Genomic DNA, 17987 nt, shown 5'->3' with positions numbered 1-17987 from the left:
CATGGGCCAGTTTTGATTGCGACCGTTCTTCTACGCAGGAGTTGTTCCCAGCCCGGAAGAACCCGCCGCTGACCCGAAAGCAAACCCTAACCTCCAGCGTGGCCGGTTTCGGCGAGTTGCAGCAGAACCGTTTTCTGATCGGCATACCAGCGGGACAAACATTCGCGGTCGTGGCAATTCTGTTCGCGATAGTTCCACTCAGTTCGAGTGCGCTCTTTAAAAGCAGCCTGGTCGGTCGCGGCGGCCTTGGCCTTTGCATACAGTGCGGCCAATTCGACGTCTGCAGCGGCCAACTCTGCGTCACTGCAAATGAGATGCTGAGCGTCCGAACGCGCTTTCGTGCAATCAAAGCTGGCCTGAGGCGCAACACTGTCCTGGGTCTCAGCCACCGAGTCGCTGGCAGCGTCGTCAGGCTTTGCCCACTCAGCAAGAGGCGTTGATTCCAGTGGCAAGTCGCTCCAGACAAAGCTCCTGACAACAGTTTTACCTGTTGTGTAATCGACCGTTTCCCTGAAAATCAGGTCACCCTTGCCCATCGATGCGTTAATTGCGAACATTGCCGTTTCTGAGACACAGGCATGAGCCTTACAGCCCTTGCCTACGAGGTATCCGTCCGTCAACAAGATTCCATCGGAACTCGTCAGGGCGAAGCGGGCGGCAATCTTCTTCCAGTCGTCACGTGAGACGTGGTTGAATGCCGCCCGGAAGCGACGGTCATTGACCACCTCGAAGGCAGGTTTGCCAATCATCCAGCCGAACTTCCCGGTCATCTGGCTGGAATCTCCCTGGCCTTGTCCCGAGGCGGCATTGCCCGGAGTCGATGTGCGCGTTGTACTGTCAGATGCGCTTGCGACCTGGTGCGTCGCTGCTTCCTCATTTGCCCCGTGCGACGAGTGGTATAAAGACGCCGTCATCGCACTGCCCCCAAGCAAGACCCCAACCCCAATGGCTTTCGCGTAGACGTAATCTGGGCCGCTCGGCGGCACAGGCCGCTGCGACACCTCTGCTGTGACCAGACTATCGAATCTTGCGTTGACTTCAGTCAGTTGCCCATCCAGGGTAGCCTTCTTACGGTTGAACGCAAACAGCCTATAGGCGCCGTGCGAAACCGTGACAGCAAGCAGCGTCAAACCCATCGAAATGTTGCTTGGTAGCAGAAGGAGCGAACCGAGAAGGCCGACGACAAGCGTCGCGGTGAAGTTGGGAGACCTCGGCCACCGTCGCACGATGTTTAAGAGCGTGGCAGCCTCGTTCTGAAGCTGACTCCGGCGTCCATGATGCTGGCCGCACTTTTCCTCGATTTCGTACACTGCACGCATCGCCTTTTCCTTCTCAGCGAGCGATATCGACCCGATGTCGGCCGCGAGTCGAATGGCTTTCGTGGTAGCGTCGAGCTCCTTCGCGAGCGTCTCGAGAAAGTCCCTGTGGTCTTCCAGAACGAACGCCTGTGTCAGGTCGTCCCTTACGACGTAGACGCCGTGTGAGAAGAAGTACCGCAGGAGCGCATTGGTCGTCCGCTCCCGGACCTGCGCGGCGAAGTCCAAGGCCGCCTGCTCTCTCTTGAAAGGCTCACAGAGCCCCCTTTTTTATGCTCTTTCTAAAACCCCATCCCATAAGACTCCCTTTGCGGTTCTGGTTCTTATAACAACGTGTCTCGTAGCGCTCGAGGTGAGTTGCTCGACTGCGCGGAGCTAATGATGCGTCGCTTACCTGCCGGTTCTGCAATCGTTTCGTCAAACTGACCCCAAAATATTCTACCTTGCGCCCTGTCTCAAATTTGGCTCTGTTCTGGTCGCCTCCGGCGTCATGCGGCGATCTGTCCGGCGTTCGCTGACTGAGTTCGACTACAAGGAGTTCATAGGTACGCTCTAAAACAAATCGGGCCTACGGTGCGCCTTCTAAACCATCCCCCTCCGGGCAATTCCCCATAAAGAACCGCCGTCGTCCGCCGATAAGACAAGGAACCTAGCTCCGCCCCGCACTAATTCGAGCGGTCTCATGGCAGTCAATCTTTCCGTTTCTGAGTCGATCCTCGCGACGCCGCCCGAACTCGGCGCAGCCGTGTGTCCGTCTATCCGCGCCCGTCTGTTGTCGACGCTTTTCGACAACCGGCGGCCGCTTGTCATGTCGATCGTCGCCAGCGCGTTCGTCGCCGCGGCGGCTTATGTGCGCCTGCATCAGCCGTGGACGATCGTCTGGCTGTTCGCCGACGTCTGGCTATTGCTAGGACGCCTGAGCATTATCCACGCTTACGTCGCGCATAGCCGCAAGGGACCGGCGAATCCGGGCCCGTGGGCCGCCGCCTACGCGCCGTTGTGCGTCGCGACGAGCCTCATGCTCGGGCTCGGGACGATGGGCTGCGTGCGCACCACCGACACCACGCTCGCAGCACTCGCCATCATGGTCGCCTCGGGCATCCTGGGCGGCGTCGCGTCGAGGAACGCCGCGGTGCCGCGCCTCGCGATCGCGCAGATATGCGTGGTGTCGATACCTATCGGCGTCGGCGCGCTGCTCTCGCCGACCGATGGTTCCTGGATACTCGTGCCGCCGCTGCTTCTGTACGTCGGGGCGATGACGTCCATCGTGCGGCGCCACTACCGCGGACTCGTCGCGCTGATGACCGCCGAGCAGAATCACGCCGAACTCGCGGCGCGTTTCGACGCCGCGCTCACGCACATGCCGCACGGTCTGTGCACGCTCGATCCCGCGGGCAAGGTGGTGATTGCGAATAGCCGCACGGCGCAATTGTTCGGCACGAGCGTCGATATGCTCAAGCTGAATTTGCCGCTGCCCGAGTTCATCAGCCATGCCGGTTTTGCACAGTTCGACGACGCGCTGCGTCAGCAGTTCGTCGAACGATGCACCGCCTGGCTGCAGGAAAAACGGCGGCCGCTGGCGCTCGAATTGCGCAACGGACGTCAGTTGGAGTTACGGCGAAATCCGGTGCCCGACGGCAGCGCGGTCGTCATCATCGAGGATGTGACGGAACGCCGCCAAAGCGAAGCCAAGGTGCTGTATCTCGCCCGCCACGATTCGCTGACAGGGCTCGCGAATCGGCGCGAACTGCGCGAGTGTCTCGACCGAATCCTGTTGCGGAGTCACACGCGGCGCGAAACGCGCACGGCGGTGCTGTACCTGGATCTCGACGGCTTCAAGCAGGTCAACGACCGGCATGGCCATACCGCCGGCGACGAGGTGCTGGAGACGGTCGCGGCGCGCCTGCGGCAGACGCTGCGCCACGGCGAATTCGCGGCGCGCCTTGGCGGAGACGAGTTCGCTGTGATCGTCGAAGAGGCGACGCTGAGCGCGATCGTCGCCATCGCGCAGCGCGTGATCCGCGAAATCGCGAAACCGTATGCGCTCACGGCGGGCGGCACGATCAGCCTCGGCACGAGCATCGGCATTGCGCTGGCCGAGCCGCACGAACCTGTCGACAGTCTCATCCGGCGTGCCGACGAGGCGATGTACAGCGCGAAGAACGCGGGTAAAGGCACCTATCGGATTGCTCGGAACGACGGCGAGTTGGAGACGGACGCGGATTACGACGCGAGCGTCGGCGCGGCGTAGAGCGGTGCGGCGTAGCGACGAGATGCGCGGTTTGGCGCGAGGGCTGTAGCTGCGGCGCGGCGAGATTTACGTCGTTCTGGCTCGGGCCGCTTGGTTCGGCTCGCCAGGCTCGATGCGCTTTAGTCCGCTCGGGTGCGCCCGGGTGCGCTCCGGTCCGCTGGTCCGCTGGTCCGCTGGTCCGCTCGGTCCGCTCGGTCCGCTCGGTCCGCTCGGTCCGCTCGGTCCGCTTGGTCCGCTTGGTCCGCTTGGTCCGCTTGGTCCGCTTGGTCCGCTTGGTCCGCTTGGTCCGCTCGGTCCGCTTCGTCCGCTGGTCCGCTGATCCGCTGATCCGCTTCGGTCGACTCGGTCAACGTTCGCCCGCCTCGATCCGCATCAGTCCGGCTACGTCCGCCCCACCCCACCTACTTACTAGCCGCCCCCTCGGACGCCGCTGCGCCCATCGCCCCCTTCTTCTGCTTTTTCATGGGTTTGTGCGACGAGCCCATGCCGTCGGACGGCGAGGCCATCGTCCCGCTTGCATTCGGCGTCGGCATACCGTTGCCGCCCTGCCCCGCGCCGGCACCGCCGCCGGCGTTCGTTGCCGCTCCCTCCGCGTAGACCGCGCCCGACAAACCGAGCATCAACGCCGACATCACGACGCCTTTCATAGTCACTCGCATGATGGCCTCCTCCATTGCAATGCGCTGGTTGCAGCCCGTGTGCAACACCTGGCGCATGCAGCGACGCAATCCGCGTGCCGCCGGCCGACGCGCAAGCGGCCAAAGCCCGCCCGTCGGCGGCTGCGGGCGAGCAGGAAAAACGGCGTATTTCCCCCGGATTGACCCGCCTCGCCGCGTGCACTAACAATCCGATATGCATACCGGCGACGCTTATCCGGCGATGCCCGCCAGCGACGCCGCGCGCGAGCGCCGAAGTCAGTGGAGGACGCCATGATGCTCACGAGACTTGCCGCCGTCGCAGCGTGGACCCTCGTGATTGCGGGAACGGCCTACGCGCAGGGGACGGACGCAGGCGCAGGCCGCACGCGTTCCAACCCCGGCTCGACGGGCAGCGCGCGGCCGCAGGCGCCGCAGTCCGCGGCGCCTCCCACGCCGGCGTCCCTACCGACGACCGGCAGCACGTCGCTCTTGCCCGGCGCGGGCCTCATCGTCGCTCCCGAGGACGGCGCGAGGCCGCCGCGTCCCGAGGCGTCGCCGGGCACGCCTGCCAACCCGAGCGGCCTCAAAAAGCCCGACTGAGAATAGGCCAATTGGAGGCCAATCGAAGGCTTAACGAATGGCTCCATCGAGCGGACTGGCCGCCAAGCCGGATCACCGCACCGCCACCCTCACCCGCCCCTCACAACAACGCAACCACCCGCACGTCGCCCTGTTCCGCGGACGCCACCACCTTCTCGCCGATGCGGCGGAACGTGATAGACACCGACGCGTCGCCGACCCGCAGATCGCCCAGCTCAAGCCAGTCGATGCCCTCGGGCAGCATCGGCTGCTCGATCAACACCTCGCGGCGTTCGGCGTCGATGGTGATACCGAGACACGCCTCGAGCATCATGAACGGCGAGCCGGCCGCCCACGCCTGCGGCAGACACGCGACCGGGTAAGCAGTCGGCGGCTCGCCGCGCCGGCGCGGGAATCCGCAGAACAGCTCCGGCAGACGCATGTCGAAATTGACCGCTGCCTGAAACAGTGCCTGCAGCAGCCGCACCGCCGCCGCCTTGCCGCCGTAGCGCGACAGGCCGCGCGCGCAGATCGCGTTGTCATGCGGCCAGACCGAGCCGTTGTGATACGCCATCGGATTGAACCGCGACTGGCTCGCGGCGAGCGTGCGCACGCCCCAGCCGGTGTGAAAGAGCGTCGAGTCCAATGCGCGCACCACCGATTCGCCGCGTTCGCGCGAAGGCAAACCGAAAGCCAGCAGGTGCCCCGCATTCGACGCCATCACGCGGCACAATTCGCCGTGGCCGTCGAGCGCGATGCCGTAGAAGCCCGACTCTTCCATCCAGTATTTTTCTTCGACGCACTCGCGCAGCTTTTCCGCCCGCGCCTTGTATTGCGCGGCTGCGTCGTGCATGCCGCGCAGCTTCGCGTAGTGGGCCATCGTGTCGAACGCCGCGCTCGCATACGCCTGCACTTCGACGAGCGCGATCGGGCCATCGGGGAAGCGGCCATCGGCATGGAACACCGAATCGTGGCTGTCTTTCCAGCCCTGGTTCGCGAGGCCGCCGTCCGACTCGCGCTGATAGTCGAGCAGTCCGTAGCGGTTCTTGTCGCACACGCCCGCGACCCAGCCCGCCGCGCGCTCGAGCGCGGGCCACAATTCGTCGATCAGACCGACGTCGCCCGTGCGCGCCGCATAGGCGCCCGCCAGCACGATGAAGAGCGGCGTGGTGTCCACGCCGCCGTAATACAACGCGAACGGCACTTCGCCGGTGGCGGCCATTTCGCCCTTTCGCATCTCGTGCATGATCTTGCCGGGCGCGGCATCGCGAAACGGCGAGTTCTCCTGCGCCTGATGCTCGGCGAGAAAACGCAGCACGCCCGCGGCCAGTTGCGGCTGCAACCACAGCGTCTGCAACGACGTGATCACCGCATCGCGGCCGAACGGCGTGGAGAACCACGGAATGCCCGCGTACGGATACGGGCCGGTCGCGAGGTCGGTGGTCAACAGGCCAAGGTCCGCGAGCGAGCGGTCGATCCACGCATTGAAGAGCGGATTGCTCGAGCGCACGCGCGCGGTCACGCGCCGCCGCTCGCGCATCACGAGGTGCGCGTCGACCAGCGCCGCGCGCACCGCCGCCCGGCCGACCCGCGGGCGCTCGGTGTCGATCTGCGACATATGCGCTTCGCTCAGCGGATGAGTCGGCGACGACACGCCCGCGCTCGGCGCATCGGGCGTCTTCGAGACCACCTGAACCGAGACCGACAGATAGATCGACACGCATGCCTGCGCCGGCAGCGTGACCGTGTAGTCGGCGCGATCCGCAAACAGCTTGTCGGGCCGCGGCGCGAAGGCGATCTGCACATTGCGCGCCACGTCGTCGAGGCCGAGATAGCCGAGCAGCACTTCGTCGTTCTCGACGCGCGCCGGCTCGATACGCCCCTGCTTCGCGCGGCTCAGGCCGCGCACCTCGAACATGTCGCGGAAGTCGCTGGCAAAGGAAATGGACAGCGGCACGACGGCGTCGCTCGTGCCGTAGTTGGTGAGTTCGATGGCTTCGTTCAACACCGTGCCCGACAGCACGCGCACGCGCTCGACGTGGATCACGCCTTCCGGCGTGCTGGCGCCGCCGAGCGGCGGCAACGGGCGGTTCGTCAGATGCGCGGTGAACGACGTGTTGTCGCTGCTGACACTGCCCGAGAGCAGCGACGGCGCGCGGCCGCCGAACGTCAGGCGCAGTTGCGAGAGGACGCGGGTGTCGTTGACGAAGAGGCCGTCGTCGACGCCCGTAATATCGCCGAGAGGATCGTTGACGATGAACGTGTCGCCCGACTTCAGCACATGCTGCGTGGCGCTTGCAACGTTGAGATTTTCCGTCGGGATGAATACGCCGTCCGGCTCGGATTCGCGGTGATCGATTCCGCCCGAGTGGGACAGGCCGCCGAGGGCTTCAGGCTGCTGCATCAGGGTCGCTCCTATGGTTCGCTGCTGCATATGCTTCGCTTGCGGTTGCCGCCGGTCGGTGCCCGTTCGTGCTCATTGGTGCCCGTTAGTGCCCGGCCGCTTCCGATTGTAGAAGCTCTCGTCTCGTCAGACGAACTTATCGCAGGCGAGTTTCGGTTTTTTTTCAGTGGCATGCGACGTGCAGGCAGGCGCGATGTAAGGGACGAGATGGCCCGCTAACCGAAACAATGTTTTGCTGGCGCGGCACTGAGTGGCTGAGGGGTGCGTCTGCGATACTCGCTTCGTGTTTCGCTTGCCCGGCGAACACATCGCTGTCTTTGGCCCGCTGTAGAGGCGGGCCTCTTTTAATCAGCCAGAGCAGTCAGCCGAAAGAACAGGAAGAACCGAATGAACGCCTCTCTTGAAACGCTTTTTCCGGACCACGTCCATCGCGACGACAGCGCGGTTAGCGCGCTGAACCATCAGGACATCGTCGTCGCGTTGTCGGCGGCTTTGAAGACGCAGGATGTCGCGGTGCTGCACATGCTTTACCCGCGCACCGACGCGCGCACGCATCGCAGCCTCGATGCGCTCGTCGATGTGTTGCATGGACACGGTCTGCACGAAGTCGCCGATCTGATCGCGCACGAAGCGCACTATCTGCTGTTCAAGGACCCGGCGAAGGCGTGGAAAGCCTTCCACGAAATTCGCAACGACTCGCTCGCGATCGGCGTGCATCTCTACTATCACGGTCTCGTCGGCGAGGCAGCGGAACTCGCGCTCGACAAGGATGCGCATCGTAAGGGCTGACGAAGCCGCGCGGAACGCTCAGCGGTGATTCGCCGCGCGAGCGAGTGAGTGAGCGTGCGTGCGTGCCTATTTATGCAGGCACTGTCGCGCGCTGCCGCCTGATCGACCTTCGACTCATTCGCAAGCGAATTCGTCGACCATGCCGGTCGCGGCCGCGGCGCCCGCGCCGCGCACGGCGCAGGTCAGCGGCTCGTCGGCGACGCGCACCTCGAGACCGAGCTCGTTCGTGAGACGCCGCTCGAGATTGCCGAGCAGCGCGCCGCCGCCTGTCAGCACGATGCCGTTGTGCGCGATATCCGTGATGAGTTCGGCCGGCGCCATTTCAAGCCCGCGCTTCACCGCGCCGATCACCTGGCGCAGCGGGCCTTCGATTGCATCGGCGATATCGTGGTTGCTCAACTGCACTGTGCGCGGCAAGCCGTCGTCGACGCTGCGCCCGGTCGCGTTCATGTGCTCGGCGGGCACGTCGCGCACGGCCGTGCCGATGTTCTTCTTCACGTGTTCGGCGGTCTGCTCGCCGAGCAGCACGCCGTACAGATTGCGCACGTAACTGACGATGGCCATATCGAAGCTGTCGCCGCCCACGCGGATCGAGCCGCTGTACGCGGTGCCGCCGAGCGAGAGCACGCCGACTTCCGTCGTGCCGCCGCCGATATCGACGACCATCGAACCGGTCGCCTCCGTCACCGGCAAGCCCGCGCCGACCGCCGACGCCAGCGATTCGCCGATCAGGCTCACCTTCCACGCGCCGGCCGCGACGGCCGCTTCCTTGATTGCGCGGCGCTCGACCTGGGTCGCGCCGGCCGGCACGCACAGCGTGAACGCGGCGCGGCGGCTGAAGAATTGCCGCGGACGCGCCATGTCGACGAATTGCCGGATCATGTGCTCGGCAGCGGAAAAGTTGGCGATCACGCCGTGACGCATGGGCCTCACGGCTTCCAGATTGCGCGGCGCGCGGCCAAGAAGCTGGCGCGCCTCGGCGCCCACCGCCGTCACGCGTTTCGCACCGCCCGCATGATCCTTCTCGAAGCAGACGACCGACGGCTGATTCAGCACGATGCCGCCGTCGTCGGTATAGATCAGCGTGTTGGCAGTGCCGAGGTCAACGGTCACTGCCTGGCGGAACAGTCGATCGAAAAGCGGGTGATGCGGCGTCGGTGTGGCCATAAGAAGGCTCTGTTATGTCGCTCGGTAGCGTCGCGCTCGCGTCGCCGATTCGCGTCGTTATTCCATGCGCGGCAGTGTGAAAATGCGCCCCGTCGCCCAGCCCGCGAGCATTGCGCAGTCCCGCGACGGGCGTGATTTTCGTGCTATGAGCAGTTAACGGCAAGCCGATCAATAACTTTAGCCCCGCTTTTCGTGCGGACGTATCAATCGCGCGACAATGCGCCGAGCGTGCGCTCCAGCGCGGCCTCGCCGAGCGCGACGCCGTCCGCGCTGATCGTATGGCCGACGCCCGGCAATGCGTACGCATCCACCGTGTAGCCGGCCGCGCTGAACGCGTCGGCTGCATGTTCGAGCGCCTGCACCGGGATCACCTCGTCTTCCTCGCCGTGAATCAGCGTGAGCGGCGTGCCGTTGCGCGCGAGCACGGGCGACGCGAGCCGCCCCGAGTATGCGACGACGCACGCGGCGCCTTCCGCGCTCGTCGCCACATGATGCAGCGCCATGATCGAACCTTGCGAAAAGCCGACTAGCGCAAGGCGTCCGAAAGCAAGCTGCCAATGCGCGAGCTCGGCTTCGAGCATGCGTCGCATGGCCGCGTACGCGGTCGTCGCGCGCGCCTCGCGGTTGGCCTCGTTGATGTCGCGCAGACTGAACCACTGACGGCCGCCGAAGCCGCCGTCGAAGGGATCGGTGCCGTCGAGCGACGTGAAGGCGATGTCCGGCAGACGCTCGCTCCAGATGTCGGCGAGCGGCATGAGGTCGCGCGCGTTGCTGCCCACGCCGTGCATCAGGATCACGACCCCTTTGGCGGGCGCCTGCAGCGGCGCACGCCGCCAGCCATGTTCGAATTGTTCCCAGGCCATATTGCTTTCCTTTCCTTTTTGCTTCAATTGATTCGCGGTTGATTCTCGGTTGGTTCGCGGTTGGTTCGCGGTTTGATCACGTTTAATGGCGATTGATCGCGCCGCGCTCGACGTCGCGCTATGCGGTTTGGTTCTGTCCAGCCGCGAGCATACGCTGTCGGCTTCGTTCACGGCGCGTTGCAATGCCCGCAGCGGCGACGTCGAAAGATGATTACAGGTATGCTTTTGCGAGCATCCAGCGGACCCGCCGCGTAATACGGCCACACGCAAAGCCGAGCGCGAGGTCCGCGGCATATCGATCCGGGAGAATGTCTTGAGCCAATCCACGTCTGCGGAGTCGCCCGCGCCCGCACCCACGTCCGCGCCGCCCGCGCCTCCGCCGCCGCTGAAAGGCGGCCAACTGGTGCTGGCGACCATCGCGGTCGCGCTTGCCACCTTCATGAACGTGCTCGACACGTCGATTGCGAACGTCGCGATTCCGACCATTTCGGGCAACCTGGGCGTGTCCGTCGACGAAGGCACGTGGGTCATCACCGTGTTCGCCGCGGCCAATGCCGTGTCGATTCCGCTCACCGGCTGGCTCACGCAGCGCATCGGCCAGGTGAAGCTGTTCGTCGGCGCGATCCTGATGTTCGTGATCGCGTCCTGGCTGTGCGGCATTGCGCCGACGCTGCCGATCCTGCTGCTCGCGCGGGTCTTTCAGGGCGCGGTGGCGGGCCCGCTGATTCCGCTGTCGCAAGCCATTCTGCTCGGCTCGTATCCGAAGGAAAAAGCGTCGACCGCACTCTCGTTATGGGCGATGACCGCCACTGTCGGTCCGATCGCGGGTCCTGCGCTCGGCGGCTGGATCACGGACAGCTATAGCTGGTCGTGGATCTTCTATATCAACATTCCCGTTGGACTATTCGCAGCCGGCGTCACGTGGATGATCTATCGCACTCGCGAATCGCCCACGCGCAAGCCGCCTATCGACGTGGTCGGCCTCGGGCTGCTGATTACCTGGGTCGCGTCGCTGCAGATCATGCTCGACAAAGGCAAGGATCTCGACTGGTTCGCGTCGCCGGTCATCGTGATTCTCGGGCTGACCGCGCTCGTCAGCTTCGCATTCTTTCTCGTGTGGGAATTGACGGAAGAAAATCCAATCATCGATTTACGGCTCTTTCGCGAGCGCAACTTTCTTGGCGGCACGATTGCCATTTCCGTCGCCTATGGCGTGTTCTTCGGCAACCTCGTGCTATTGCCGCAATGGATGCAGGAGTACCTCAACTACCGTTCCGTCGACGCCGGCCTCGTCACCGCGCCGCTCGGCATATTCGCCGTGATTCTCGCGCCGGTGATGGGCCGCGTGCTGCCGCGCTCGGACGCCCGCATCATTTCGACGATGGCGTTTGTCGGCTTCGCAATCGTCTTCTATATGCGCTCGAAATACGTGATCGAAATCGACACCTGGCATCTCGTGATACCCACGCTATTGCAGGGTATTCCGATGGCATTGTTCTTCGTACCGCTGACGTCGATCATTCTGTCCGGACAGCCGCCCAACAAGATTCCTGCGGCGGCCGGCCTGTCGAATTTCGTGCGCGTGTTTTGCGGCGCGGTGGGCACCTCCGTCGCGGGCAATGCCTGGAACAATCGCACGGTACTGCATCATGAACGGCTCACCGAACGCGCTTCCGTCGACAACCCGTTGTTCAATCAACAGATCGATTCGACGCAATCGCTGCTGCATCTGAATACGCAATCGGCGCACGCGCTATTCGATTTCACCGTGAATACGCAGGCCGCGATGATGGGCCTGAACGACATCTTCTTTGTATCGGCGGTCATCTTTATTCTGATCATTCCGCTGATATGGATTACGCGGCCCGCCAAAGGCGGCGGCGGGGATGCAGCCGGCGCGCATTGACCGTATCACGCGTATCGCACGTATCGCGGAGCGCAATCGAACCGTTCGCGGATGCTTGCCAGTAGAATCGCGGCTCCACCGGATTGAGCCTCATGAACTACGCATCCATTCTCGAGCAGATTCATCGCGACTTGCGGCCTTATCTCGGCACGGGCAAAGTTGCGGATTACATTCCGCAACTGGCGAAAGTCCCGGCCGAGAGCTTCGGCATGGCAATCGTCACGGCGTCGGGCGAAGTATTCCGCACCGGCGAAGCGGACACGCGCTTTTCCATTCAAAGCATTTCGAAGCTATTCGCCTGCACAATGGCGTTCCGTCTGCTCGGCGACGCGCTATGGCAACGCGTGGGCCGCGAGCCGTCGGGCAATGCTTTCAATTCATTGGTCCAACTCGAGGCGGAGCACGGCAAGCCGCGCAATCCGTTTATCAATGCGGGAGCGCTGATCGTCACCGATGTACTGTGCCGGCGTTTCGTGCAAGCCGAAACCGCGCTCGTCGAATTCATGCGGCGCGTAACGGGCGAGACAAGCATCGACTACGATTCGCGCGTCGCTCAATCGGAATTGCAGCACGCTCACCGCAATCGCGCGATGGCGCATTTCATGGCGAGCTTCGGCAACATGGAAATGCCGCCGGAAGTCGTGGTGGACGCGTATTGCCGCCAATGCGCAATCTCGATGAGTTGCGTCGAATTGGCAAAAGCCGCGCTCTTTCTCACCAATCACGGCGTTGTGCCTTCCACCGGCGAGCGGATTCTCGACACGAGTTCCGCGAAACGTCTTTCGGCACTCATGCTGACTTGCGGCACTTACGACGCCGCGGGCGACTTCGTGTACCGCGTCGGCTTGCCCGCTAAAAGCGGCGTGGGCGGTGGGATCGTCGCGGTGCTGCCCGGAGAAATGGCGGTATGCGTATGGTCGCCGGGACTCGACGCAAACGGCAATTCATTAGCCGGTGTACTCGCGCTCGAATGGTTGACGACGCATACAGGCAAGTCGATCTTTTAAGCGCGAATGAGCGGCGGCGCACAGACATCAACGATGAATAACGAGTAAGCGAATAGCGCGGCGCCGGTTTGTTTTTAAACGCAAGCGTTGCGTCGCGCTATTCGTTATTTGCTTTTCGTCTGTAGTTCGCAGCTTAGGGTAATTATCGAGCGCCGCGCCTCACGAGTTCGGCCAGTACTGTCCGATAGGCGGTCTCGCCGATCACATGCTCGTTCGCGCCGCCCTCGAAGTCGATCCATCCGGAGTTAAAGCCGTCGAGCATTTCAATGCGCGGCGTCGGCCACGCCGTGCCTTGCGACTGGAACCGCGCTTCCCATTCGGCGCGCGGCACCGCCTGAGCCTTCACGTCGCGCTCCAGTACACTGCCCAGCAACGCCGCGATCTCATGCTGCGTGTAACGCTGCGGCCCTTCTATTTCGATGACGCGCCGCCCCTGCCACGTCTGCGTGAGCGTATCGGCAATCACGCGGCCGATGTCCGCCGTCGCGACCATCGGATAAGCGCGCTCGAGTGGCTGCAGAAAGCCCGGCATGACGCCCGTATCGCGCGCCGGTGCAACGTCCCATAGCGAGTTCTCCATGAACCACGCGGGCCGCATGATCGCAGTGGGTATGTGCAAAGCGGGCAGTTCCGCCAGTGCCTGCTCCAGAATGTGCACTTGAGTAATGAGCCCGAGGCCGGATTCACGGTGCCCGCCAACCGACGACAATGCCGCCACCCGCTCCGGCCGCGCGTCGACTAGCGCCTTTTTCAGCACTGCAACTGCCCGATGTGCGTTCGGATAGCCGGGCTGCGGCGCGAAATTCGGCGCGAGCATCACAAACACGCCTGCTGTTCCGCGAAATGCTGCGGCGAGCGCGTCGGCGTCTTCGAATGATGCAATGGCAATCTCGGCACCGCGCTCACGCCACTGCGCGGCCTTCGTCTCGTCGCGCAATACCGCACGCACCTCATGTCCCGCAGCCAGTAAAGCGCGCGCCGCCGCGCCGCCCACCTGCCCTGTCACACCGCTAATGGCATACATATCCATCGCTCCTTGAATGGTTAATGCGGTAGTGCGACGCATTCTCGCTGTTTAACCGGCATTTCACGAGAGCATGAATGTCATTTGTCCAATGACGGATCGGCATGCATATGTTTCAGGAATGTTGCGCGCGAAACCAACGTGCTCGTTACTTGCTCGTTAAGCGGACAACCGTTCAACGTTTCGCGCCGCGCTCGACTCGCGCCGCCTCGCGATGTCTATGCTTGGTTGCAATGCAACAGATCGAACAGCGCCAGTACTTTCGTATGAATCGCTGCGAAATCAGGAGACCTTCCATGTGCGGAATCGTAGGAGCAGTGGATCGCCGCGATGTCACTTCCACGTTGACCGAGGGCTTGCGGCGACTCGAGTATCGCGGCTACGACTCGTGCGGAATCGCGGTTCTTCAGCAAGGCGCACTGCGTCGAGTGCGCAGCGTCGCGCGCGTCGCGAGTCTCGCGGCAGAAGTTGCCGAAGCTAACCTGTCGGGAATGATCGGTATCGCACATACACGTTGGGCGACTCATGGAGCGCCTGTCACGAGGAATGCCCATCCGATCTTTTCCAGCGGCGAAATCGCCATCGTGCATAACGGCATCATTGAAAACCACGAGGCGTTACGAGAAGAACTGGGAGTACTCGGCTACGTGTTTGAGTCGGACACCGATACGGAAGTTGTCGCGCATCTGATTCACCATGCGTGGAAAAAGCAAGGCGGAGAACATGAAAGCGACCTGCTTTCTGCCGTTCGCCATGCGCTCGAACGGCTTCACGGCGCTTACGCAATTGCCGTATTCGCGAGTAGCGATCCGGGCCGGGTGATCGGTGCACGGGCCGGTTCTCCGCTCGTCATCGGCCTGGGAGAGCAAGGCAACTATCTCGCGTCCGACGTCATGGCGCTTGCCGGGACGGTGGAGAACTTCATTTATCTGGAAGAAGGCGATATAGCGGAATTGACACTGGACGGTGTACGGGTCGTCGATCGCGCCGGCCATGCGGTGCAGCGCGAAATCAAATTGCAGCGATCGAGCACGAGCGCAGTGGAACTCGGCCCGTATCGGCATTACATGCACAAAGAGATCTTCGAGCAGCCAAGTGTCATTGCAGACGCAATTGAAAACGTTCACACCATTACCGCCGACCTATTCGGCGCGGGGGCGCGGCACGCGTTTCGCGAAATCGACTCGCTTCTGATAGTGGCGTGCGGCACGAGTTATTACGCGGGCATGACAGCGAAGTACTGGTTCGAATCGCTCGCCAAAGTACCGGCGCAAGTGGAAGTCGCGAGCGAATACCGGTATCGCAGCAGTGTGGCGAGTCCCAATACGCTGGTCGTGGTCGTATCGCAATCGGGCGAAACCGCCGATACGCTCGCCGCGCTCAAGCACGCTCAATCTCAGGGCCATCGGCACACGTTGGCTATTTGCAATGTCGCAAGCAGCACGATGATGCGGCAGGCGCAGTTCCAGCATCTGACTAGTGCGGGACCGGAAATCGGCGTTGCGTCGACAAAAGCCTTCACAACGCAGCTAGTTGCGCTGTTCCTGCTCGCCTTGACGCTTAGCAAACAGCGCGGGCGCCTTCCCGCTGCACAGGAGGCGGCGTTTCTCGATCAACTGCATCGCTTGCCGGCGAAACTGAACAGCGTGCTCGCGCTGGAAACGCAAATCGTCGCGTGGGCAGAAGCGTTCGCGCGCACAGAACATGCACTCTTTCTCGGCCGCGGCCTGCATTATCCGATCGCGCTCGAAGGCGCATTAAAGCTGAAAGAGATCTCGTACGTGCACGCGGAAGCCTATCCCGCAGGCGAATTGAAACATGGGCCACTTGCACTGGTGACGAGCCAGATGCCGGTCGTCACGGTGGCGCCCAACGACGCGCTGCTCGACAAGCTCAAATCGAATATGCAGGAAGTCAGGGCACGCAGCGGCCAATTGTATGTATTCGCCGATGCGGATTCACGAATTGCGAGTGGCGATGGACTTCGCGTGATCCGCATGCCCGAGCACTACGGCAGCCTGTCGCCGATCCTGCATGTCGTGCCGCTGCAACTGCTTGCGTATCACACCGCGTGCGCACGCGGCACCGACGTCGACAAGCCGCGAAATCTCGCGAAGTCCGTCACTGTCGAATGAGGCATAGCGCACAGACGCACTGCGCGCATGGGTGTACAAGCAAACGGTTGCGCGGACATAAACCGCGCGCCGCAATGTAATCGGAACTCATTGGCGGGCCACTGCCTCGCTTATTCGCGCAAGGAAAGCGAACATGCAGATCTATCCGATTCATCCGAGCTTTACTGCGGGAGCCAGCTTTGAACTCGCGGTGCAGCCCGGCAGGCGCTTTAGCATCGCCATTTATCAGCAGCAGGACGACGACTCGCTCACGAGCCTGTGCGGCGTGGTGGTTACAGGTAAGAACAATGTGACCGCCAATCTGCTGGACGGCAAATACGTATTCCAATCTACAGGCAATAGCGCGGCAAAGCGCTTCGACGAGGATTGGAATTGGCCGACAATCGACATTCGCCCGAACGTCGCGAACTTGCACAGCGGCGCCTATGTGGCGATCGCCTATGAAGTCGACGCCGCAGGAAAGCCGACGCAGGAACTCGGGCGCGCGTGCGCCGCGCATCGGCCGATCTTCGCAGCACGGCCCGACAGCGACAGCATGGCGCTTGTGATCGCACGGCCACGCACGCCCACCGCCACGCTCGCGTACATCATTCCGACGGCCACCTACCACGCCTATAACTCCACGGGTGGCGGAAGCTTCTACGACGACCGCATTCACCGTTATCGCGCCGCAAACAAAGTGAGCTTGCTTCGCCCCGGCGGCGGACTCGGCGCACGGCTCGGCGAACCGGACGATCCCTACGACACACGCTCGACCCGTCAGCAATTCGCTCACTGGGACGCGAAGTTTATCCGGTGGCTGCGCAACGAAGGCATTGCCTGCGACTTTTATACGGATCTCGACTTGCACAGCGCGACCGCGCTCGACCTGACTCGCTACCGCTGCATGCTGAGCGTCGGTCATCACGAGTACTGGAGCGAGGAAATGCGCGCACATGTCGCGTATTTCGTCACGCAGGGCGGAAACGTCGCTGTTTTCAGCGGCAATACGTGTTATCGGCCTGTGAGGTTTATCGGCGCTGAACCGGGTCAACTCAGCGAGATGCGCAAGCTTGCGGACAACTGGGATGTACTCAAGGAACAGATCGATCTCGATCCGCGCGTAAGCGGCAATGAAAGCCATTTGATTGGACTGACCTATAAGCACGGCGGCGGCCACTGGGGCACGTGGTCGCGGTGGCGTCGCCGCTGGGTGAAGTGCGAGCGTCAGGCAATTGGCTTTACCGTCAAACGGCCGGACCATTGGGTATTTGCAGGAACTCAACTGCAACAAGGTGAAAGCTTTGGCGCAGAAGATCGGCTCGTCGGCTATGAAGCGGACGGCATCCCGCCGGACTGGCCCGACGATGCAATCGAAAGGCTTGCGGTTACCGAACGGCTCACAGGATGGGAAATGGGCGGTGCTGGCGCGATCGGCTTATTTCGTCCACTGCTGCGAGACGGCCGCCGCAGTGCGGGAGAAGTCTTTAATGTGGGTACGACAGACTGGGCTCGTGTGCTGACGGACAGCACGGCGCAGAGCCATGACGTCGTGCAGCAGATCACCCGCAACGTGATTCGCCAATACACCGGCGCGCAGGAGATAAACGCAACACAGCAGAAGCGTCCGCTGCACGAAGCGGCCGATGCAGGCGGCGAAGCCGCATTGCAAACCGACGCGGGTTGAGCGCAATGATGGTCATGAACGCAGTGACCGTTGCGCACACGATGTTGTCCGCTCATGACGCGCTTGAGTCGATGCTTCAAGCGTGTGAACAAACGTTTTCTAAGGCATTTTGTACCGCTTCTCAGAACTTTCGAAACGGGCTTCATTACGCGTTTTTCTTGCCACATTTCTTATCGGTTTAACGCCTTTGACACAGTACTCGAACCGGCGGTTGAGCCGTCCGGCGCCCGCGCTCGTTCGTC

General features: G+C 62.7%; 14 protein-coding genes. 8 read left to right on the top strand and 6 right to left on the bottom strand.

Going from position 1 to position 17987, the window contains the following annotated elements; all coding sequences use genetic code 11:
- Nucleotides 1-86: 86 nt before the first annotated feature.
- Nucleotides 87-1544 carry a lysozyme inhibitor LprI family protein gene (locus tag P0D87_RS04590; RefSeq protein WP_053859223.1) on the bottom strand — a complete coding sequence of 486 codons (1458 nt, stop codon included), beginning with the start codon at nt 1542-1544 and terminating at the stop codon, nt 87-89.
- A gap of 454 nt (nt 1545-1998) precedes the next feature.
- Here P0D87_RS04590 and P0D87_RS04585 point away from each other — a divergent pair, with 454 nt between their 5' ends.
- Complete coding sequence (locus tag P0D87_RS04585) at nt 1999-3567, top strand: sensor domain-containing diguanylate cyclase (protein ID WP_053859224.1); 1569 nt, start codon at nt 1999-2001, stop codon at nt 3565-3567.
- 142 nt (nt 3568-3709) lie between these two features.
- Nucleotides 3710-3886 (top strand): hypothetical protein, encoded by a 177-nt coding sequence (locus P0D87_RS04580; protein ID WP_408636735.1) that lies wholly within the window; start codon nt 3710-3712, stop codon nt 3884-3886.
- An 82-nt stretch (nt 3887-3968) separates the two neighbouring features.
- Here the strand turns inward: P0D87_RS04580 and P0D87_RS04575 are convergent, their stop codons facing one another.
- Nucleotides 3969-4226: a hypothetical protein gene (locus P0D87_RS04575; protein WP_053860718.1), complete on the bottom strand. Its 258-nt coding sequence runs from the start codon at nt 4224-4226 to the stop codon at nt 3969-3971.
- Between the two features lie 270 nt (nt 4227-4496).
- On the opposite strand from P0D87_RS04575, the gene P0D87_RS04570 reads away from it, so the two are divergent.
- Nucleotides 4497-4805 (top strand): hypothetical protein, encoded by a 309-nt coding sequence (locus P0D87_RS04570; protein ID WP_082367093.1) that lies wholly within the window; start codon nt 4497-4499, stop codon nt 4803-4805.
- 100 nt (nt 4806-4905) lie between these two features.
- Here the strand turns inward: P0D87_RS04570 and P0D87_RS04565 are convergent, their stop codons facing one another.
- The gene (locus tag P0D87_RS04565; protein ID WP_053859226.1) at nt 4906-7188 is read right to left on the bottom strand and encodes an amylo-alpha-1,6-glucosidase; all 2283 of its coding nucleotides are present in this window, start codon (nt 7186-7188) and stop codon (nt 4906-4908) included.
- Between the two features lie 387 nt (nt 7189-7575).
- On the opposite strand from P0D87_RS04565, the gene P0D87_RS04560 reads away from it, so the two are divergent.
- On the top strand, nt 7576-7977 hold the full coding sequence (locus P0D87_RS04560; RefSeq protein ID WP_006046806.1) for a hypothetical protein: 402 nt from the start codon (nt 7576-7578) through the stop codon (nt 7975-7977).
- A gap of 114 nt (nt 7978-8091) precedes the next feature.
- Here the strand turns inward: P0D87_RS04560 and P0D87_RS04555 are convergent, their stop codons facing one another.
- Nucleotides 8092-9144, bottom strand: coding sequence for a rod shape-determining protein (locus P0D87_RS04555; RefSeq protein ID WP_006046805.1), 1053 nt, complete (start codon nt 9142-9144; stop codon nt 8092-8094).
- A 203-nt stretch (nt 9145-9347) separates the two neighbouring features.
- Complete coding sequence (locus P0D87_RS04550; RefSeq protein ID WP_006046804.1) at nt 9348-10007, bottom strand: alpha/beta hydrolase; 660 nt, start codon at nt 10005-10007, stop codon at nt 9348-9350.
- 313 nt (nt 10008-10320) lie between these two features.
- Between P0D87_RS04550 and P0D87_RS04545 the strand changes: the two genes are divergently transcribed.
- A complete protein-coding gene (locus P0D87_RS04545; protein WP_006046803.1) occupies nt 10321-11913 on the top strand; it encodes a DHA2 family efflux MFS transporter permease subunit in 1593 nt (530 codons plus the stop codon).
- A 92-nt stretch (nt 11914-12005) separates the two neighbouring features.
- Complete coding sequence (locus P0D87_RS04540; RefSeq protein WP_006046802.1) at nt 12006-12920, top strand: glutaminase; 915 nt, start codon at nt 12006-12008, stop codon at nt 12918-12920.
- Between the two features lie 142 nt (nt 12921-13062).
- Here P0D87_RS04540 and P0D87_RS04535 read toward each other — a convergent pair whose 3' ends face one another.
- Nucleotides 13063-13944, bottom strand: coding sequence for an NmrA family NAD(P)-binding protein (locus tag P0D87_RS04535; RefSeq protein WP_053859227.1), 882 nt, complete (start codon nt 13942-13944; stop codon nt 13063-13065).
- A 296-nt stretch (nt 13945-14240) separates the two neighbouring features.
- Here P0D87_RS04535 and glmS point away from each other — a divergent pair, with 296 nt between their 5' ends.
- Both glmS and P0D87_RS04525 read left to right on the top strand, forming a co-directional pair.
- Nucleotides 14241-16079 (top strand): glutamine--fructose-6-phosphate transaminase (isomerizing), encoded by a 1839-nt coding sequence (gene glmS, locus P0D87_RS04530; protein ID WP_053859228.1) that lies wholly within the window; start codon nt 14241-14243, stop codon nt 16077-16079.
- A 133-nt stretch (nt 16080-16212) separates the two neighbouring features.
- Nucleotides 16213-17745: a N,N-dimethylformamidase beta subunit family domain-containing protein gene (locus tag P0D87_RS04525; RefSeq protein WP_171799963.1), complete on the top strand. Its 1533-nt coding sequence runs from the start codon at nt 16213-16215 to the stop codon at nt 17743-17745.
- Nucleotides 17746-17987: the final 242 nt, after the last annotated feature.

Origin of the sequence: Paraburkholderia sp. RL17-368-BIF-A, from assembly GCF_046054045.1 — a bacterium.
GTDB classification, from domain to species: Bacteria; Pseudomonadota; Gammaproteobacteria; order Burkholderiales; family Burkholderiaceae; genus Paraburkholderia; species Paraburkholderia graminis.
Note: the sequence above shows the minus strand (reverse complement) of the source record. Positions and strands in the feature narration are given on the sequence as shown.